Origin of the sequence: Kushneria phyllosphaerae (assembly GCF_900312995.1) — a bacterium.
Lineage (GTDB): Bacteria > Pseudomonadota > Gammaproteobacteria > Pseudomonadales > Halomonadaceae > Kushneria > Kushneria phyllosphaerae.
In genome coordinates this window covers 461,172-481,632 of record NZ_ONZI01000001.1, presented here as the reverse complement: position 1 = coordinate 481,632, position 20,461 = coordinate 461,172, and the positions used below count along the sequence as shown (strand labels likewise).

Sequence of the window (20,461 nt, the reverse complement as noted above, 5' to 3'; positions counted from 1 at the left end):
ACGCCTCTCGCGGCAGGTCACCTGGAGGTCGCACTCTTCTGTCCATCCTGTCCTGTCGCACGAGCGGCACATACCCTTGATCACCACAACCGGATCATTTCCGGCGACCCTTTGAAAAGGCAGAACATGGCGCGCCCAACCCCCTCCCTGACTCTGGCACTGCTTCAGGCCCGTGAATCCGCCATGGATTTTTTCCGGCCTCACCTCAATCGCAATAACATCACCGAGCAGCAGTGGCGCGTCATTCGCATTCTTTGCCAGGCCGAGGCGCAAACGCTGGAAAGCTATCAGCTGGCCGAGCGGGCCTGCATCCTGCGCCCCAGCCTGACCGGCGTGCTGGTGCGTCTCGAGCAGAGCGGCCTGGTGCGTCGCTGGAAGCCCGAAACCGACCAGCGGCGCCTGTGCGTGACCCTGACCCCGAAAGGCAACGAGCTTTTTGAAGGCATGAAGGATGAAATGATGCGCCAGTATCAAAACATTCAGCAGCGCCTCGGCCCGGAGAAATACCGCACCCTGATGAGCCTGCTCGAGGAAGTTCAAAAGCTGGACACCGACGATCAGCCCTGACGCCTCGGAGACCCTCTGACGCGCCCCGATGGCGGCGTCTTATACCAAAGAAGCTCCTGTATACCCCGGATAGCGCGGCGCTTTCAGGCTCGTGGCAGTGACGGTCAAATAACTGTCATGGCCGGTCAATTGAGCCACTCGCCCGATTCTTAATCTGATCCTGTCGCGCCACGCGCATCGTCATGTGTCAGGGAGATCACATGCAGGATCACTACGATTACATCATCATCGGTGCCGGCTCGGCCGGCTGCGTGCTTGCCCACCGCCTGATCCAGACCCTTGAGGCCTCGGTCCTTCTGGTCGAGGCCGGCGGGTCGGATGCCGGGCTTCTGATTCGAATGCCCGCTGCGGTCGGCAAGGTCATTCCGACCCGTACCTGGCCCTACATGACCACTCCGCACGCCGCGACCCACCATCGCGCCATGTCGATCGCCCAGGGACGGCTGATCGGCGGCAGCAGCTCGGTCAACGGCATGATCTATATCCGCGGCCATTGCAGCGACTATGACGGCTGGGAAACCGACCACGGCTGCCTTGGCTGGAGCTACAGATCACTTTTGCCGTATTTCATCAAAAGCGAGGGCAATGAATCGCTGGCCGGCCCCCTGCATGGCAATAACGGCCCGCTGAAGGTCAGCGAAAACCGCTACCGCCATCCGCTGACCCAAACGTTCGTGCGCGCCGGTCAGGAGGGTGGGCTGCCCTACGTCAACGATTTCAACGACAACGCCCCCGAAGGGGTCGGCTACTACCAGACCACTACCTTTAACGGCGAACGCTACAGCACCTCGAAGGCCTATCTGAGCGAGGTACGCCAGAATCCGCGTCTGACGATTCTGTCCGATACCGACGTCGAGCGGGTCATCATTGAAGGCGGTCGGGCCAGAGGCATCCAGGCCCGCCATGCCAAAAAAGGGGAGATGACCCTGCATGCCCGCCGCGAGGTCATCGTCAGCGCTGGCGCGATCGGCAGCCCGAAGATTTTGATGAACTCCGGCATCGGCCACCGCGACCACCTTGGTGAACAGGGCATCACGTGCCTGCATGACCTGCCGGTCGGGGACAACCTGCAGGACCACCTGCACCTGTCGATCAATGCCACCCTCAAGGATCCGACCTCCCTGTACGGTGAAGATGCCGGTTTTCGAGCCCTGCGCCACGGCGCCGAGTGGCTCCTGCATCGCCGCGGCCTCATGACCTCCAACGTACTGGAAGGCGGCGCCTTTCTGGATACCGCCAAAGAAGGACGCGCCGACACCCAGATTCACTTCATGCCGGTGCTGGATACCTGGGACGACCCCAACGGTATCGGCCTGGGGCGCACCCACGGCCTGACGCTGAAGGTCGGCCATCTGCGTCCCGTCTCGCGGGGCAACGTTCGCCTCACAGGCCCGAGTGGTTCAAAAACGGCGGCCATCGACGCCCGCTTTCTCGAGGCCCCCGAGGATGTTGAGCATCAGGTGCGCTCGCTGCGCGCGGGGCTTGCGCTGCTTGATACGCCGGCGCTCTCGGGCGCGATCGACGACGTCTTTTCTCCCCCCGAGGCGCGCTATTTGATGTCGCAGAACATGGCTGACAATCAGCAGGCGCTTGAAACCTTCATCCGCCAGTACTGCAAGACCACCTATCACCCGGTGGGCACCTGCCGCATGGGCGCGGATGCCAGACACTCGGTGGTCGATACCGAGCTGAAGGTCCATGGCGTTGACGGGCTGCGCGTCATTGACTGCTCGGTCTTCCCGACCCTGCCCGGCGGCAACACCAACGCCCCGACCATTGCCGTGGCAGAAAAGGCCGCCGACATGGTGATCAGCGCCGCCTGAAACACGTCCTGGAATCCTGCAACCCCTTCAGCACCGTCAACCCCTGCAAAACCTGTAACACCTGCAAAAAGGGGCGCTGTATAACAAGCGCCCCGTTTTCTACTGCAGGCGATACGGCCCTGCACCTATTCGTCCATGTCCGGCTCGAACAGGCCTCTTTTCATTTTGAATTTGACCCACACGAAGGCGATCAGGCTGACCATCCCCAGCACCACGCCCAGCAGCGTATACACCATGGGGGTCATGTCGGGCGAGGGCGAGGCGTTGGCCGCCACATAGGCCATGCCAAGGATGCCCAGCACCTGGGGCACCGGATAAAACGGCGTGCGGTAGGGGCGGCGATGCTCGGGACGTCGCCGGCGCAGCACGATGACATCAATGTGCGCCACGATGTAGGCGAGCAGCCAGCTCGTTGAGGCGCCCACCAGCAGGATGACGATGTGGTCCGGCTTGACCAGCAAAAAGGGGATCGCAACGATCAGGGCCAGAAACAGGATGCCGACCCAGGGGGTATTAAAGCGCGAATGCATCCTGCCCATGATTTTGAAGGCCTGGCCGTTATCGGCCATGCCCGACAGCATGCGCGGCACCGAGGCCAGCACCGTGTTGACCGTGCTGCAGGTCGCGGTCAGTCCCATCACGGTGGCAAGGATCAGCCCGGCCTTGCCGAACACGCCATCGACCAGATCGAGATAGGGCAGGGGCGAGGTGGTCAGCGTCTCGCTGGAGAGATAGCGGCCCGCCCCGAGGCAAAACAGCGTAAACAGGACCAGGATGACACCCAGCGACAGGAACATGGCCCGCGGGATGCGCTTTTCCGGCTGACGGATGTCATTGATCATCGGACAGATGAACTCGCAGCCGACAAACATCCACATGGCCAGCGCCACCAGACCGATAAAACTGCCATCGACGATGCCCCCGACACCCCAATTGATGCCGGCGGCCGTTCGGACCACCTCCGGCGAGGGCGACTGCATCAGCGCCGTGGCACCGACCAGCAAAATCGCGGCAATCATGGCAAAGGTGAATACGTTCTGAAGCCGTGCAAACACATCCGTGCCCAGCATATTGAGCATGGCCAGTGCTGCCAGCAACAGCAGCGGCACCAGATGTGGCGGCAACATTGAAGGAAACAGCGTCTGCAACAGGGCATCCACCAGCAAAAGCTCGGCGGACAATCCGAACATCGCCACCACGACATAGCCTGAAAAGACCGAGACGATCGCCGGGAAATGACCGATCGCCTTCTGGGTATAAGTGGCCAGCGTCCCGGCCTGTGGATACATCAACGAGAGTTCCGAAAAACTCATGGCGTTGCACAGGGCAAAAAAGGCCGCCACCAGCATGGCCGCCAGAAAGCTCACGCCCCCGAGACCAAAGCCCATCAGCGCCGACGCCATGGCCCCCTGAACGACCACGCAGCCCACACAGATCGCGATCATGGTTTTAAAGCCAATGGCCTGTCGAACCGGGGCGACGGCCACTGACATTGATCTTGCCTTCATGATGTCGAGCATAATCAGAGGACCTCTGCGAAATACATCCGGCACGGTTGTTGGCGGATACCAACGGCTGGCGGATACCCACGCGGGCATCCCCTCCTGATACGCCAATCTGCGCCCGATGAGCACGCCGTTCTTGTTTGCTCTTGCCAGAAATTTTTCTTTCCCTGCCCCGGCCTGCTTCGGCACAGCCGGGTACCAAAAGGGAGGGCACCCGGTGGATCCAGGTGGTCCCTAGTGGCTTGAATCCGGCTCAAACAGGCCCTTTTTCATTTTGAATTTGACCCAGACGATGGCGATCAGGCTGACGATGCCCAGCACCACGCCCAGAAGCGTATAGATCGTGGTTGTCATTTCAGGTGAGGGGGCGGCATTGGCGGCCACGTAGGCCATGCCGGCAATGCCCACGACCTGAGGTACCGGGTAGAAGGGAGTGCGGTACGGGCGACGATGCTCGGGACGCCGCCGGCGCAACACGATCACGTCGATATGCGCAACGATATAGGCCAGCAGCCAGCTGGTGGCCGCAGCGATCACCAGCGAGATGATCTGATCGGGCCTGATCAGCAAAAAGGGAATGATGACCCCCACTGCCAGAAAGATAATGCCGACCCAGGGCGTGTTATAGCGCGGATGCATTTTGCCCATGATTTTGAAGGCCTGGCCGTTATCGGCCATGCCCGACAGCATGCGCGGTACGGCGGCCAGCACCGTGTTGACCGTACTGCAGGTCGCGGTAATCCCCATCACGGTGGCGATGATCAGCCCGACCTTGCCGAAGACGCCATTGACCAGATCGAGATACGGCAGCGGCGAGGTGGTCAGGGTCTCGGTCGAGAGATAATGGCCCGCACCGAGACAGAAGACCGTGAACAGTACAAACACGATACCCAGCGACAGAAACATGGCGCGGGGAATGCGCTTTTCGGGCTGGCGGACATCATTGATCATTGGGCAGACAAACTCGCAGCCCACAAACATCCACATGGCCAGCGCCACCAGACCGATAAAGCTGCCATCGGCAATGCCTCCCAGCCCCCAGACCATACCGGCGGCGGTCTGCGACACCTCCGGCGACGGCGACTGAATCAGCGCCGTGGCGCCCACCAGCAAAATGGCGGCAATCATGGCAAAGGTGAACACGTTCTGGAGTTTTGCAAAAACATCCGTGCCCAGGATGTTGAGGACCGTAAGGATCACCAGCAGCAGAATCGGCACCAGATGCGAGGGCAGCATTGCGGGAAACAGTGTCTGCAGCAGGGCATCCACCAGCAGGAATTCGGCAGGAATCGCGAAGATGGCCACCACCACGTAGCCGGCAAACACCGACACGATGGCCGGGAAATGGCCGATGGCCTTCTGGGTATAGGTGGCCAGCGTCCCGGCCTGCGGATACATCAGTGAGAGTTCCGAGAAGGTCATGGCGTTACACAGCGCCAGCAGGGCCGCCACCAGCATCGCGGCCAGAAAGCTCAGGCCCCCGAGCCCGAACCCCACCAGTGCCGACACCATGGCACCCTGCACCACCACGGTCCCTACACAGATCGCAATCATGGTCTTGAAGCCAATGCCCTGCCGGAGCGACTTGCCGGCAGACGGCATGGTCACCGTTTTCGTGGTCTCGAGCATGATTCATCACCTCCGCGGCGCGCATTCGACATTATTGTTGGCTGACCCTGAGGCCTGACATTCGCGATGGCATTCAGGCCCCATCATCCAATCTGCGCCTGCCGGGCACGGCATTCTTGTTTTCTCCTGCCAGAAATTTTCCTTTCCCTGCCTTGCCCACCAACGTTGCGCCGACCTCCCCCATTCGGTGGATGGCGCCGATAGTCACCGACGAGCAAGGATGAAAGCGTTCCCCCTTTCACGATGATCAGGAGTTGTTCCATGACAACCGCCAATTCCCCCACGGACTGGATCTCGGTGACCGGCCTTGAAAAGGGCTTCGAGACCGATTCCTATGCACTGGACCACTCGGTCGATCTCGGCGGCAGAACGCTCGAGCTGCACGACGCCAGCGGCAATGTCCGCCGCCTCGACATCGAGCATGACCGGCTGCGCGTCGACGACGGCGAAGCGGTCAAGGCGCGCGTCACCTCACTGCGCCAAGGGGTCTATCTGCTCGACTGGCTGGACGAACGCACCCGGCCGACCACGTCCTGCACCGTGGTACTGGATACGCTGAGCGACAGCTATACCCAGGTCACCGGCACCCTGCCCACCTTCGATGTCATCAAAACGGGTCTCTACGAGCGCGCCCTTGGCGGTCGAGCGCTGACCGACGTCAAAGCCGAAATCAGCCACGGCACCCTGAACCGGCCCTTTAGCGACGGCGCCTGCCCGCATGCGCTGACCGATGAACTGATCGGCGTGCGCAATCTCTATCGCTACAGCCCGACCGAGATGTATGAGCACGTCTATCTCAACGAGCATTTCTACACCTGGCACTGCCTCAAGGGAGTGGAAAAAAACCTCTGTGACACCGACGCGTGTCACTACTACAAGATCACCGACGATCTTTATCTGTTCATCTGGCGTGAAAAGATTGTGCCTACCCTTGGCATCGTCATGATCGATGAGCAGAACCACCGCAGCGACGGCAAGATCTTCGGCGTGGGCGATACCGAAGAGGCGCCACTGGCCAATTTCCCGGTCGCCTCCTTTTGCAACCGCCTGAACAAAACGGAGTATCCCGATGAGCGCTGAGACCAGAACCATCGTCATTACCGGTGCTGGCACCGGCGTGGGGGAAGCCTGTGCGCGCCAGCAGGCCGCTCTGGGTCACAACGTGGTCCTGATCGGCCGTCGACGTGAACCGCTTGAGGCACTGGCCGAGGAGATCGGCGGGCTGGTGCTGGCCGGCGATGCCGCCAGCGCCAGCGAGTGGGCAGGATTTTGCGCGCGCATCATCGAGACCTTCGGGCGTATCGACAGTTTGATCTGCAGCGCCGGCGGTCACGATCTGGGCGCGGCCACCGACATGTCCGAGCAGGACTGGCAGCAGGCGATGCGGCTGAATCTGGACACGGCCTTTTACAGCGCCCGCGCCTGCCTGCCGCATCTGATCGAACAACGGGGCACTCTGGTACTGCTGGGGTCTCTGGCCTCGTTTCAGGCCGGTGGTGACATCTGCGGCTACACCACGGCCAAGCATGCGCTGGTCGGTCTGACCCGCTCGCTGGCCCGCGATTACGGCCCACACGGGGTTCGGGTCAACTGCGTCTGCCCGGGCTGGATTCGAACGCCGATGGCCGATGAAGAGATGCAGCCGCTGATGGCGCACTATCAGGAGTCACTTGATGATGCCTACGCCCGCGTAACGCGTCACGTGCCGCTGCGCCGGGCGGCCAGTGCCCACGAGATCGCCGAGGTCTGCGCCTTTTTGATCGGCCCGGCTTCCGCCATCATTACCGGCGCCATGATCATGGCAGACGGCGGCTCGCATATCGTCGACATGCCCACGCTGGCCTTCGAGGCGCTGTCGTAACCCCCTTGTCCCCTCGGCCGGGCGGCGGATGGCCCGACCGTTTCTCCTTTATGACAGGAGCTCACTCATGAGTATCAGCATCGATTACAGCGGTCAGCACGTGCTGGTCACCGGCGGCGCCCAGGGCATCGGGGAAGCCATCGTGACTCGCTTTGCCCAGGCCGGTGCCCGCGTGACGCTGGCCGATATCAACGAAGACCAGGCCCGCGCCGTGGCCGAGAAGCTCACGGCCGCCGGGCATCAGGTTCAGGCCCACGCCGTGGATCTGTCCGACGCGGCCGCCACCCGTGCCATGATAGAGGGCAGCGACCCGATCGACGTTTTAGTGCACAACGCCGGCTACTTCCCGCTGACACCGTTCGAGGAACTCACCCGCGAACGGGTCGAGCGCACCTTTGCCGTCAACGTGCAGTCGCTGTTCTGGATGACCCAGGCGCTGCTGCCGTATTTCAAGCAAAAGGGCAGCGGTGTGATCCTGTGTACCTCCTCGGTCACCGGTAACCGGGTCGCCTATCCGGGTCTGACCCACTACGCCGCCTCCAAGGCCGCCGTGAATGGTTTTATCCGTAATACGGCGCTTGAAATGGGCGGATCCAACATCCGCATCAACGGCGTCGAGCCGGGCATGATCCGCACACCGGCGATGGACAATCTCGGTGATGACGAGCACAGCCAGAGTCTGGAACGCGGCATCCCGCTGGGGCGTCTGGGCGCGCCGGAAGACATTGCCAACGCCATGCTGTTTCTGGGCTCCGATCTGGCGCGATACATCACCGGCCAGACCATCATTGTCGATGGCGGCGCACTGCTGCCGGAGAGCGTGACCGCCCTCGGCTAGGCCGCATTGGACCATTGGTCCACAGATTCTCGTTGCCCGCCCATGGCCGGCTCGTTATGTTGTCGACATTGCTCGACACGGAGTCGGCCCCTCATGTCTCACGTCCAGACCCTTGGCACACCCTGTCTGCGCGCCTTTACCCGCGCCGTTCCGGCATCGCTGGCCGCGTTCTATACCATCGACGACACCCTGAGCGCCCGCGACTTTCAGCTCGCCGGGGATGCCCGCTCGACCCATGATCTCTATCTTGAGCGCTATCGCCATCTTGACCCCCTGCAACCCGGACACTGTCTGCAGACCGGCCGTCAGGTGCTGTTGCTCGATGAGGGGCTGGCCTTTCAATCGGAAGCCCGCAATCGGCGATATCAGGGCTTTTTACGCCAGCATGACGTGGTCGATATCGCCGAGGTGCTCTTTCACGCCCGCGGTCGCCCCGTGCTCGGTCTCTCCCTGCTGCGCCGCTCCGAACACGGGCGTTTCACCCGCGCCGAGATGGCAACGCTTCAGTCCCTGCAGGAGATGATGCAGCTGGCCGTCGATCAGCGCCCGCCCGCCCTGCAGCACGCCGAGGAGACGCTATCGCCGTCGCCGGCCCTGACCGCCAGAGAAGCCCAGCTGGCCGAGTTGATCCGTCACGGCCTGAGCAACAAGGCCATGGCCCGCGAGCTCGGCATTGCGCCCTCCACGGTCAAGACCCACCTGGATCACCTCTACCGCAAACTGGGCGTCGCCAATCGCACCGAACTGGTCAGCCGGCTCTATCTGTAAGACGACATCCTCTGTACGACGCTCCCCTGACGGCTCTCGATGGCACGCCCTCATTCGCTGCAAGGATATGAGCGAGGCAGTGAACGCTTTGACGATCGCCATGCCGAAGCTCTCCACCTTGATCCAGTTTCTTTTTATTAGAAACAGGGCCAGGCTGACATGACGGGTGAGCCGTTAAGCCATAAACAAGCACGCCCGAATAATGACAAGTGCAAGGGAGAGCGACATGGGAACATCTTCAGGGAACGAACGACGGCGCGATATCGCGCTGTTACTGGTCGGGGCGCTGGTGGCGCTGGTGGGCCTTGCCATGACGGTGGGGGGTGCCTGGCTGGCACTTGTCGGCGGCTCCTGGTACTACCTGCTGGCCGGCATCGGCATGCTTCTGGCCGGTGGGCTGCTGGCCACAAGGCGCCGCGCCGGGGTGCTGGTCTATATCGCGGTTTTTATCGGCTCACTGGCCTGGGCGGCCTGGGAGTCGGGGCTCAACTACTGGCGCTGGATCCCGCGCATGGACGTGGTGCTGATCCTCGCCATTCTGGTCGCACTGGTGGCGTACCGGACCACTGACTTCGCCTCGCGACGCGCCTCCTTTTTGACCGCCGGCGTGCTGACGCTGGCCCTGGCCGGTGCCGGGGCGCTGGCCTTTCTACCCCACGATTTTTCCCACTCCGGCGAGGTGCCCGGCCCGCAGTCGGCGTCGCTGGCCACGGATACCGGCAATACCCAGCCGGCAGATCAGCCCGCACGCGGCGACTGGGCCGCCTATGGTGGTGACAACGCCGCCACCCGCTATACCTCGCTGAACCAGATCACACCCGACAACGTCGGCCAGCTCGAGCCTGCCTGGACCTATCGCACCGGGGATCTGCTCGATCATCGCTGGGGCGCCGAAACCACGCCACTGAAGATCGGCAACAGCGTCTATCTGTGCACCTCGCGCAATATCCTGATCTCGCTGAACGCCGCCACCGGTGAAGAGCGCTGGCGCCATGATCCTCAGGTCTCGGAAGATGCCATCCCCTATACCGCGGCCTGCCGCGGCGTCACCTACTATCAGGTGCCGGAAAACGCCCCGGCACAGGATAACAGCGCAGACACGAACCGCACGGCGGCCCTGAGCGATGACAGCGCCGCAACCCCTGATGACGGTGCCGAAAGCGTCGCTGCCGCATCATCCAATAGCGGTGCGCAGCAGTGCCGCACGCGCATTTTCTCGGGCACGCTGGATGGTCGCATCATTGCCGTGGATGCCGAAACCGGCAAGCCCTGTACCGATTTCGGTGACAACGGCCAGGTCGATATCAAGCAGAACATGGGCGAGACCCCGCCGGGCTATGTCTCCATCAACTCGGCGCCGGTGATTGTCGATGGCGTGCTGGTCACCGGCCATCAGGTGCTGGATGGCCAGCGTCGCTATCCGCCCTCCGGCGTGATCAAGGGCTATAACGCCGTGACCGGTGAACTCGAGTGGGCCTGGGATGCCGGCCGGCCGGACCAAAGCGAGCCGCTCAGCGGTGATGACACCTACGTGCGCGGCTCCCCCAACATGTGGACCACGGCGGTGGGCGACAACAAGCTGGGGCTGGTCTATCTGCCGATGGCCAACTCGGCGGCGGACTACTGGAGCGGCTCGCGCACGCCCGCCGAGAATGAATGGGCAAGCTCAATGGTGGCGCTGGATGTGACCACCGGACTGCCGAAGTGGAAATTCCAGACCGCACACAAGGATGTCTGGGATTACGACCCCGGCTCCCAGCCCACGCTGATCGACTTTCCTACCGACAACGGCCGCGTGCCGGCCGTGGTCATGCCCACCAAACAGGGCGGCATCTACGTGTTTGATCGGCGAAGCGGTGAACTGCTCGGCGGTGGCGCAGAAGAACGTCAGGTGCCGCAGGGCGGCGTCGAGCCCGAGCAGCGCTCGAAAACCCAGCCGTACTCGCTCTATCACACCCTGGAGCAGCCCGAGCTGACCGAGCGCGACATGTGGGGCATGTCACCCTTTGATCAGATGTTCTGTCGCATCCAGTTCCAGAACGCCAGCTACGAGGGCATGTACACCCCGCCGACCGCCGATCGCCACTGGGTCGAATACACCGGCTACAACGGCGGATCGGACTGGGGCAGCATCGCCATCGACCCCAACCGCGGCGTGCTGATTGCCAACTACAACGACATGCCCAACTACAACATCCTGGTGCCGCGCGAGAAGGCCAACGAGTACGGCTGGAAGCCGCGTGAGGAAATGCAAAAGGACGACGGCGGCGCCGAAGGGGCAGGGGACCCGCAGGCCAATACGCCCTACGCCGTCAACGTCAACGCCGGCTGGCGCGTGCCCTACACCGGCCTGCTCTGCAAGCAGCCGCCCTACGGTCATATTCGCGCCGTCGATGTGGCCTCCGGCAACACGCTGTGGGACCGCCCGCTGGGCACTGCCCGTGCCAACGGCCCCTGGGGCATCCGCTCCGGACTGCCGATCAACATCGGCACGCCCAACAACGGGGGCTCGGCCGTCACCGCCGGCGGCCTGATCTTCATTGCCGCGGCGACCGATGACCTGATTCGGGCCATCGACATTGAAAGCGGTGAAACGCTGTGGAGCGCGCCGCTGCCGGCAGGCGGCCAGGCCAATCCGCTGGTGTATGAGGCCAACGGTCGTGAGTATCTGATGATCGTGGCCACCGGCCACCACTTCATGGAAACGCCGTCAGGGGACTACGTGCTGACGTACGCGCTGCCGGAGTAAATCGTCGAAGGGACAGCGCCCTTCGGGGCGCTGGTTTTCCTTTTATCCACCGATGGACCAGGCGATGTCATCGCAATCAAAAAGCTCGGCAGATGCCGAGCTTTTTTTATCTCACCCGTTTTTGTCAGAAGACCCTGTGGTCGACATAGCCTCGATTTGAAATGACCGTGCAGGTGATTCAGCCCGCCTAAAGCGAGACGGCGCGTCCAATGAACTGGATGGGGCCGGTCGGGCGGTTCAGCGGCGAGCCCCCGCTCTCTTCAAGGGTAAGTTCGAAAAGCTGATTCTTCTCAAGCGGCGGGAGGTTTTTAAGCCTGAGACGACGAGGCCCGTTGGCGTCCACCAGCCCGAGTGACACCGGGCCGCTCCAGTCATCGGCTTTGGTCCAGAACTCCAGCGTCTTTCCGGCGGGTACCCTGAACTCTTCGAGGGGAATCAGCTCAATGTCACGCTGTGAGGCCGCCTGGATCACCCACCCGGCCTGAGTGTGCTGCGGGGTCGCCAGCACGACCAGATAGCGCGTGTCGGCCACCCCGGAGAAAAGCCATAGTGCCAGCCCCAGCACGACGGCAAGGCTTGCCATGCTGACGCCACGCCACAGGGCAAGGCTCTGCCAGAGCCCCTGCCACAGCCCGGACCCTCGGGAAGGGCACGGCGCGGCCTCTGCACTCATCGGATGCTCGGAAACGGTGTGCTCGATACGTGCCCAGAGCTCCGGGGGCGGGGGAAGCGGCTCGACCATGCTGGCATACGGCGTCAGCCGCGATTCCCATCGCGTGATGGCCTCCTGCAGGGCAGGCTCGTGGGGCAGGCGCCGCTCGAGTGAACGGCGTGCCTCATCATCGAGCGTGCCGAGCACGTACTCACCGGCAAGATCGTCAAGGGCTTCAGCAGTATGGGGGTTTAGCGAATCATCGCTCATGAAAGACACTCGCGCAGCGTGTGAAGGCTGCGTTTTATCCAGGCCTTGACGGTGCCCAGCGGCCGATCCAGCCGCTCGGCGATCTCCGAGTGGCTGTAGCCGTCAACGTAGGCGTGAAACAGACAGTTGCGTCGTTCGGGTTCAAGCGCGCTCAGGCAGCGGTCGAGATCGCCACGGCCCTGCCAGTCGAAGGTATCTTCCATCGCCGTGCCGGCGTCCAGCGAGCGCTCTGCCTCGAGCCGTTCAGCGTGATCGTCGTTTACCGTCACTTCCCGACCCTGCCGACGAACGTGATTCAACGCCAGATGGCGGGCGACGCTGAACATCCAGGTCCTGCCGGAGCCTCGCCCGGCATCAAAGGTATGCGACCGGGTCCAGATATTGACGAAGGCATCGTGGATGATGTCTTCAGCGACGGCGCGGTCGTGAACAATACGCTGCACCACGCCCAGCAGGCAGGCGCCTTCCAGCTGATAAAGCGTCTGCAGGGCGCCTTGATCCCCCTCGGCGCAGGCGACAAGCAGTCGGCCGTGATCGTGATGATGGTCAGTCACTCGAGCGTTCCTTGCATCGAGCCCACTCACGGGGCCCTCGAGCGACAGTCTACGAAAAGCGGGCCCGCCGTGGCGAGCCCGCATTAAGACGACCCTTTCTCAAGCGATCAGCTTGCCTTAAAGAAGTTGTAGTCCGCCTGATATTCGACGATTTCGGTATCGCCCTGATTGTCAGCGCTGCAGGCCATATCGGGCGCCACGCCGCCCTGGGTATTCAGGCGCTGCACGTAGGTCACGTCGGTCATGTGGCCTTCACCTTCGGCTGGGTTGGCCTTGACCAGCTGCAGCGGAATATTGCCGTCACCGCCGGAGGCCTTGCCGACTTCGGACCCGGTGATTTTTGAGCCATCACTGGATTCCCAGGTGGCCGGTGGGCCGTAGTAGGTGCCCACCTGCTTGCCGTCGGCATCATTGAGCACCGCGTCCGGGCCCTTGAACACCCACGCCAGGGCGCCGTCCTTCATTTCACAGGCATAGGTGATATTACCGACGCCGACCGTTTCCATGGCGATCCTGTTGCCTTCCGGAACCTGAACTTCCTCGGGTGCCTTGTCGGCAAGCGCGCTCAGACTCAGTCCGCCAAACAGGGCGGCGGTGAACGTGATGCTGACCAATTTCCGGGTTGTCATGGGTACTCTCCTGGCATGTCATCATTGACTGCAATAGGGCAAGGCAAGTCGCCTTGCCCATGGATTACCATCAACAACCGCTAATGGATGCAGAGAAGAGCAACTTTTTTTCAGGGTCGGGCGGTGGGCCACTGGGCGGGGTTTTGATATCGGCGGGCGTAAAATATCGAGACAGATTTCAGGGGTAGGGCGTAAAAATGGGGGGTGGGAGGAGTGTGGTGGCGTTCAGGATGGTGCGACCAGAAGCTGGTTGAGCAAAAGCGTCTATTCAGGAAATCTGGCCACAGATCAGGGCGTTTCTGACGCAGGATCTTTTGGATAGTGCCTGTTAAAAATTCGGGAACATGGATCGATCATTCTATCGATCCATGTTCCCAGGCGGCTATCAGAGATTTCAACCGTGGTCAGCAACCGCCTGAATCGGCAGCTTCTCACAGGCTTCTGAGAAGTACTGTTTACTGCCCCATATCTCCGTACTGCCCACCACATAGACGCGCTTTTTGGCGCGCGTAAGGGCCACATTAAGCAGGTTCGGTTTACCGGAGGCCCATTCGGCAGCACCCGGCGACTCGCTGGAAAGCCCCAGCACCAGAATGACGCTGTCCTCCTCCTTGCCCTGGAAGGTATGTACTGTCCCGACGCGCGCCTTGAGCCATTTGCGAAGTTCACTCGCGCCGCCAAAGGCGTTGGCATCCAGCAGTTTTGCCAGATCGGTCTGAAGGCCCTGGGCCACCGCCTTGAAGGGGGAAATGATGTAGACGTTGGGTATCTCGCTTTTATTTCTGATATGCGGATTGAGCATATCGGCAACCTTTAACGCCTGGTCCGGTACATAGTGCTTGCCCCGGGTCTGGCCTTCTACATCAAACCAGCGACTGTCCCCCGGCCCGGCTGCCAAATCGTCGTTACCGTGAAGCATCTTGTCGTTGTAGGCGATGCGATTGGCGATACTGAACATCGGCTCATCGCAGCGACGATGCACCCGTAGCGGACTACCGACCCAGAACTCATCGGATATTTCCTTCGTGCCGTAGGGATTGGCGCGGTCGGCCACAACCTGCACCGATGACACTGTCGGCGACCACTTGTACCAATCGCGATCGAACGCATCCTTGGCCATCGCCTCGACCAGACCGGCGGGCACGGTAAATACCGGCTCAATCTGCAGCGGGTCGCCCACCACCACGGCCCGCCTGGCTCGCCAGAGCGCTCCTACGGCCTGCTGCGGTGAGGCCTGCCCGGCCTCGTCCACGAACAGCCAGCCGATCTCGCCCTCAGTAAGCGCCCGAAACTGACTGGCCACCGAGGCAAACGTCGATGACACCACCGGGACAATCATGAACAGCATCTGCCAGAGCGCCCGCGCTGCCTCGCGATCCCTGACGCCGCCATTGATCATGGTCATCAGCAGATTCAGCGTCTCCATTAGCCTGTTGTTGCCGGCATACGCCGCTACCAGCCAAGCCTGATGCAATTCAAAGGCTCGCGCCGTCAGCTGGCCCCGTGCCTGATTGAGTGCTTCGCAGTGCCCAAATGAGGTGCGCTGTATCTCGGCCGCTTCCAGATCCAGCGTGTCATCCGGCAACAGGGCGTCGGCATAGGTCTCCAACAAGGAAGCGCATTCATCGCGCTCGGCGTTCCTCCGACGCTGAAGGTCATCCAGTCGCTGCTGACCGAGTTCGACGCTCTGCTCGGCATGCCGGAGCTTTTGTCTGACGCGCTTAAGTGTTGCCCGGTGCCTGAAAAACGGCCCCGGCGGCCAGAGTCGAACGCTTCTGGTCTCGATCCCGCTTTCCCATAGCGCCAGCCGTGACGTCATGCGGCGCTGATAATCCAGGCGACGCCTGCTCGTATTGATATTCCGCTCAAGCTGCTGCAGGCCCTGCAGCCGTTTCAGATCCTGCTGTATTTGCGCCACATTCTCGCTGGCAGTATTGAACGCCTGCTGCGCAATGTGAAAATCACGCTCGGCGTCTCGGCCCTCTGCCAGCTGCTTGAGCGCAGGAATCAGCGTTGAATAGCCTTCGGCGCCCTCGTGCACCTCACACTTGTTGATAGGCTTGAAAAAGACCCGTTCCCCGAAGCAGTCCCGATTGGCCTTTTTGCCCAGCGAGGTCGCAATTAGCCCCCAGCACACCTGTTGAGGCGCCAGCGGTTTTACATGCAGTCCATCGCTTTGCTTGTCATGCGCAGCCGCCAGCTTCTGTGCCACCGGTTTGAGATACATCAGGTCCTGGTAGGCGCTCCCCAGCGCCTTTGACTGCGGCAGTTCGCGGGTGACGTTTTCGACCGCGGCGTTGTTGCTGGACACCACCACCATCTCGAAGCCGGCAAGCTCCGGCACCAGAGTTCTGATGCTCTTGAGCTGATCATTAATGTTGACCTTGACGTCCTCTCCGAACGCAGCACCGGAAGCGGAGAGCGAGACCAGTACCTCGGCACGCTTGACCACGTTACGGGCCACCAGATCACGCAGCATGGTGGTCTTGCCGGTACCGGGCGGGCCGTTGACGGAGTAAAGACCGGTCTCTTCCAGCTCCTGGTCGATGGTATTGATGGCAAACTGCTGCATCAGGCTCATCGAGTGCTTGTCTTCACCAGGCCAGCGGCCGGCCGGCATGCACGCTGGCGCCAGATGCTCCATCAGCACTTTCTTGCCTTCCGGACGCAAAAGATCAGGGTACTGATCACAACCACCCTGGAGATAGCGTGTCAGGGGCGAGCCCGGCGCCAGCGTCCCGTACTTCAGCTGTCGAAGGATTCTCTCCAGATCGCGAATAAAGAAGCTGTTGAGAATGGCGATCTCATTGATGATATCGGCCGGCTCGTCGGTTGCCGCCGGCTCGGAGGGCGTGTTTGAGACGTCATCCGAGGGCGCCTCAAGGCGCTCGGCCAATTGATCCATCGCGACCCACGCCAGAGCCTCCTTCACATCGCTGGCAGTGCTGTTTTTCCAGCTGCCCGGTAGAAGCTGCACCACCAGCGCCGGGGCATCGCTCTCGGGCGCGAAGGCCGTCCAGCCCTGCATCGCCTTGAGCATCTCGATAATCTCGAAGGTGCTCAGCACCGGAGGCAAATCATGCTCGCGCTTGAGGTTGTCTGCGACGTTCAAAATAGTGGTCAGGCGCTCGCGGAACATCCCGGTGGCTGTCTCGAACGCCGCCATGGTGATGTCATCAAGCGTGCCTTGCTGCAGCGCGCCCAACACCCAGGGCGCGGTGGAGATTTCAAAACTGTCCCGATCCAGAGTGCCGTCTTCTCGCACCATGACCGTCAGCGAACAGGTTTTCCCACTCTCTCGACTGCGCTCCTCCCAGTCCTCGTTGTCATCCGAATACGCCTCGCGCGCCACGCGAAAAATTTCACTGCGCTCGAACACGCCCAGATAAAGCTTGAAGCGATAGGCATTCTTCACGCGGTATTTGTCGCCGGCACGACGTATGACCTGTCGATCAAGCCACGGCAGGCAGCCCGGGGCGTTCAACAGCCCATCGCTGCGATAGTGGATCGCACCCTTGCCGTGCTCGACGTCCTTCAACTCGGCGGATTCGAAAAACTCGACCTTGTGCCAGAACGACAGGATGCGCTCGGCGTATTCGGATGAGGACGGGGAGGAAGTAGTCATGCCGAGGCCTTCTTCCGGGTACGTTTGGTCGGCGCCTGCGCGGCGCGCTCCGCCTTGATTCTTTCCAGCAGCGCCTCGGCGCTGTTGTCGCCGCTGATCAGCTCGGGATTATCCGCCCGCCACTGGGCGGTTAGCTCGCCGCGAAAGGCCTTGGCGAGGATCGACTGGGTGAGCTGGTTGACGCGTTCCAGGGCGCTGTTGACCTGACGCTCGACGGTATCGGCGTAGGCGAAGAGCTGATCGACCCGGCGGACGATTTCGGTCTGTTCTTCGAGATTAAAAATAGGAACTTTAATCGCTGATACCTTGGAAATACTTAATGTATAAAGTCCTGCACCTGATGTTGCTTTTTCAACGATTCTCTCTTTTCCTACTGGAGACATCAAAAAGAACAAGGCGAATCGAGGATGAAGAATTTGCTTATTTAATCGCACCTTTATTAAATGATTTTGGTGCATGCATTCTTTAATTTCTCCTTGCCATAAAGCAACTCGCCCTATTTGATCGATGCTGCCATTTCCTTCAACAATTAAAAGATCGCCAGTTTGGAGAAGCCCTTTTGAAAGTTCGCTCTCTTTAATACCTATTTTTTGAATGTCATCTAACCGTAATTCGTTCTCATAAACGTTTGCTACACGAAGGTATGGCTTTTTAATCGAAAGTTCTGCTCTTTTTGCATTCTTGGTTAATCCCCCAATAACGGTAGATAAATCGTTTATTGGTTTTTCTGACATAGCAACACTTTTCGTCAATCGCCCACTCACCGCCGCCGCCAGCACGGATTGGTGAAAGCGTTTGAGTATCTCGGGAATGCGTTCGAGGCGGGCTTTGGTGTTGTCCACCTGCGCCAGCAGGGTGTCGAGCTTTTCGGCGATGACCTTTTGTTCGGCGAGGGGGGGAAGAAAAAAATCGAACTCTTCTAGATCGCCTTTATTGAATCCATTTTGAGCGGACCTTGAAAGAAGCCGTAACCCATTTTGGAAAAAACCAGACTCCAAATAACTTTTCAAAAAAAACTTGTTGATCGACAGTGGAACAACAACCTTGGCGAGGGCTACGTTATAGGCCCCATCCATTCCTGTACAGATTCGACCTAATGACGCCCCATATCTTCCAATCAAAAGATCGTCTTTATTACACTTTTTAAGCTTCGACGTATCTGGAACGTAAGTTGGAACCGGCTTTTTTCCAAAGTCGCGAATTTGGAGCAAGCGCACATACCCATTTTTGGAATCTGAAATAAATTCAGCTTTAGGCGGTTGTGTACCTCCTTGAATATCGAGGACGTCAGTAAACTTTACACGTAGCCATCCGACTGGCATTTCATAATGGGCCATTAATTGTTCTCTCCACCCATCATTTCCTTCAATAACACCCTCTGCCCGTCAGCCTCTTCCTCGGCCCCCAACTCACGCATCAGCCCATCCAGCTCGCCCAGCGCCTGCACCAGCTCGCTCATCGCTTCTCCGGCCAGCACCTCGGGCGCGGGCAGCTCACTAGCGTCGACGCTGTCCTTATCCTTGAGCCAGCTGATATCCAGCGAATCCCCCTTGGTGTCGCGAATCCACTCGCGAGAGAAGCAGCGCCAGCGGGATTTGGCGAGGCGGTCATCGCTCACGCCTTGGTTTTCGTCAGTGGCCTCGGTGTCGACAGCGATCTCTTCAGCGTTGAACGACCATTCGCCTTCCTGGCGGGGGCTTCGGCCGTTGGAGTCCTCGCCATACACCGCCTCGAACGGCGTCAGGTGTTGTTTGCCAAAGGGCGTTCGCTTGCCGAAGCTCGGCATGTTGGTGCGCAGGTCATACACCCAGACGTTGTCGGTGCAACCGGTGTCCTGGTGCTTGTCCGCCGCGCTGCCTTTGGTAAAGAACAGCACATTGGTCTTCACGCCCTGGGCGTAGAAGATGCCGGTGGGCAGGCGAAGGATGGTGTGCAGGTGGCACTTGTCCATCAGGTCGCGGCGCACGTCCGCGCCGACGCCGGCTTCAAACAGCACGTTATCCGGCAGCACCACCGCAGCGCGGCCGCCGGGTTTCAGGTTGCGGTAGATGTGCTGCAAAAAGGCGAGCTGCTTGTTGCTGGTTTTAAACGTCAGGTCGTCGCGGGTGATGCTGGCATCACCGCCCTTGCTGGTGCCAAAGGGCGGGTTGGCGAGGATCACGTCGGCCTTGGAAAGGCTCGCACCGGCCTGGCCCAGGGCGTTGCCCAGGTGCACCACGCCCTCGTTATCGCCTTCCATGCCGTGCAGCAGGCAGTTCATCAGCGCCAGCCGTCGGGTACCGGGTACCAGCTCGATGCCGATAAACGCCTTGTTTTTCTGAAACGCCTGCTCACGGGCTTCCAGTTCGAACAAATCGTCAGTCTGATCCTTGATGTAGCGATCCGCTGCGATCAGAAAGCCGGCGGTGCCCGCGGCCGGGTCCTGAATCCTTTCGCCGGCCTGTGGCCGAATACAGCGCACCATCGAGTCGATCAACGCACGCGGGGTGAAGTACTGTCCGGCGCCGGATTTGGTCTCGTTGGCGTTTTTCTCCAGCAGGCCTTCATAGAGATCACCCAAGCCATCTTCCTGGGCGCTGAACCAGTCGATGCCGTCGAGTGCCTTGATCATCTGCGCCAGGTGGCGCGGCTCGCGCAAGCGGGTCTGGGCGTCGGCGTAGATGGCGCTGATCAACGGGTCGTCATGCACGGCGTTGCCGTGTGCGTCCTTGCCGCTGGAGAGGCTCAGCAGAATGCGCTTGTAGTCGTCCAGCAGGTTAAGACCGGATTTGCCGTTCAGATCCGTCCAGCGACAGCCTTCGGGCAGCGGGTGGCGCTGCAACGTGCCGGCCTCGGTGTTTTCGTGAACCATCTTGATGAACAGGAGCAGCACCAGCTCAGTGACGTAGTCCGAGTAGTTGATGCCGTCGTCGCGCAGCACGTCGCAGAGGTTCCAGAGCTTCTGAACGATGTCGTTATGGGTCATGATTCAGCCTTGCGGCCCTTGCCTGA

The 20,461-nt window shown here is 60.7% G+C and carries 15 protein-coding genes; 7 read left to right on the top strand and 8 right to left on the bottom strand.

What is annotated here, in order from left to right:
* The first annotated feature begins 126 nt into the window (after positions 1 to 126).
* Together hpaR and KSP9073_RS02095 are read left to right on the top strand one after the other, a co-directional pair.
* Positions 127 to 567: a homoprotocatechuate degradation operon regulator HpaR gene (gene hpaR / locus KSP9073_RS02100; protein ID WP_108841297.1), complete on the top strand. Its 441-nt coding sequence runs from the start codon at positions 127 to 129 to the stop codon at positions 565 to 567.
* 200 nt (positions 568 to 767) lie between these two features.
* A complete protein-coding gene (locus KSP9073_RS02095; protein ID WP_108841296.1) occupies positions 768 to 2,390 on the top strand; it encodes a GMC family oxidoreductase in 1,623 nt (540 codons plus the stop codon).
* A gap of 125 nt (positions 2,391 to 2,515) precedes the next feature.
* Here KSP9073_RS02095 and KSP9073_RS02090 read toward each other — a convergent pair whose 3' ends face one another.
* Together KSP9073_RS02090 and KSP9073_RS02085 are read right to left on the bottom strand one after the other, a co-directional pair.
* Positions 2,516 to 3,883, bottom strand: coding sequence for an APC family permease (locus tag KSP9073_RS02090; RefSeq protein ID WP_243409077.1), 1,368 nt, complete (start codon positions 3,881 to 3,883; stop codon positions 2,516 to 2,518).
* A 246-nt stretch (positions 3,884 to 4,129) separates the two neighbouring features.
* Positions 4,130 to 5,524 (bottom strand): APC family permease, encoded by a 1,395-nt coding sequence (locus KSP9073_RS02085; protein ID WP_108841294.1) that lies wholly within the window; start codon positions 5,522 to 5,524, stop codon positions 4,130 to 4,132.
* Positions 5,525 to 5,785: 261 nt separating this feature from the next.
* Here KSP9073_RS02085 and KSP9073_RS02080 point away from each other — a divergent pair, with 261 nt between their 5' ends.
* From KSP9073_RS02080 to KSP9073_RS02060, 5 genes are all read left to right on the top strand, one after another.
* A complete protein-coding gene (locus KSP9073_RS02080; RefSeq protein WP_108841293.1) occupies positions 5,786 to 6,604 on the top strand; it encodes a MoaF C-terminal domain-containing protein in 819 nt (272 codons plus the stop codon).
* Positions 6,594 to 7,385, top strand: a complete 792-nt coding sequence (locus KSP9073_RS02075) for an SDR family NAD(P)-dependent oxidoreductase (protein WP_108841292.1) — start codon at positions 6,594 to 6,596, stop codon at positions 7,383 to 7,385. Before KSP9073_RS02080 ends, KSP9073_RS02075 begins: the two co-directional genes overlap by 11 nt.
* Positions 7,386 to 7,452: 67 nt before the next feature.
* Positions 7,453 to 8,223 carry an SDR family oxidoreductase gene (locus KSP9073_RS02070; protein WP_108841291.1) on the top strand — a complete coding sequence of 257 codons (771 nt, stop codon included), beginning with the start codon at positions 7,453 to 7,455 and terminating at the stop codon, positions 8,221 to 8,223.
* Positions 8,224 to 8,316: 93 nt separating this feature from the next.
* A complete protein-coding gene (locus tag KSP9073_RS02065; RefSeq protein ID WP_108841290.1) occupies positions 8,317 to 8,991 on the top strand; it encodes a helix-turn-helix transcriptional regulator in 675 nt (224 codons plus the stop codon).
* Positions 8,992 to 9,217: 226 nt separating this feature from the next.
* Positions 9,218 to 11,740, top strand: a complete 2,523-nt coding sequence (locus tag KSP9073_RS02060) for a membrane-bound PQQ-dependent dehydrogenase, glucose/quinate/shikimate family (RefSeq protein WP_108841289.1) — start codon at positions 9,218 to 9,220, stop codon at positions 11,738 to 11,740.
* A 187-nt stretch (positions 11,741 to 11,927) separates the two neighbouring features.
* On the opposite strand, the gene KSP9073_RS02055 is transcribed toward KSP9073_RS02060, so the two are convergent.
* The 6 genes from KSP9073_RS02055 to KSP9073_RS02030 all read right to left on the bottom strand — a co-directional run bounded on the left by KSP9073_RS02055 (position 11,928) and on the right by KSP9073_RS02030 (position 20,435).
* Positions 11,928 to 12,662, bottom strand: coding sequence for an anti-sigma factor (locus KSP9073_RS02055; protein WP_108841288.1), 735 nt, complete (start codon positions 12,660 to 12,662; stop codon positions 11,928 to 11,930).
* Positions 12,659 to 13,216 carry a sigma-70 family RNA polymerase sigma factor gene (locus KSP9073_RS02050; RefSeq protein WP_243409076.1) on the bottom strand — a complete coding sequence of 186 codons (558 nt, stop codon included), beginning with the start codon at positions 13,214 to 13,216 and terminating at the stop codon, positions 12,659 to 12,661. Before KSP9073_RS02050 ends, KSP9073_RS02055 begins: the two co-directional genes overlap by 4 nt.
* Before the next feature lie 107 nt (positions 13,217 to 13,323).
* Complete coding sequence (locus KSP9073_RS02045) at positions 13,324 to 13,845, bottom strand: DUF3455 domain-containing protein (RefSeq protein WP_108841286.1); 522 nt, start codon at positions 13,843 to 13,845, stop codon at positions 13,324 to 13,326.
* Between the two features lie 394 nt (positions 13,846 to 14,239).
* Positions 14,240 to 17,470, bottom strand: a complete 3,231-nt coding sequence (locus tag KSP9073_RS02040; RefSeq protein WP_108841285.1) for an AAA domain-containing protein — start codon at positions 17,468 to 17,470, stop codon at positions 14,240 to 14,242.
* Complete coding sequence (locus KSP9073_RS02035; protein WP_108841284.1) at positions 17,467 to 18,807, bottom strand: restriction endonuclease subunit S; 1,341 nt, start codon at positions 18,805 to 18,807, stop codon at positions 17,467 to 17,469. Before KSP9073_RS02035 ends, KSP9073_RS02040 begins: the two co-directional genes overlap by 4 nt.
* On the bottom strand, positions 18,807 to 20,435 hold the full coding sequence (locus KSP9073_RS02030) for a class I SAM-dependent DNA methyltransferase (protein WP_108841283.1): 1,629 nt from the start codon (positions 20,433 to 20,435) through the stop codon (positions 18,807 to 18,809). The genes KSP9073_RS02035 and KSP9073_RS02030 overlap by 1 nt, the downstream gene beginning before the upstream one ends.
* Positions 20,436 to 20,461: the final 26 nt, after the last annotated feature.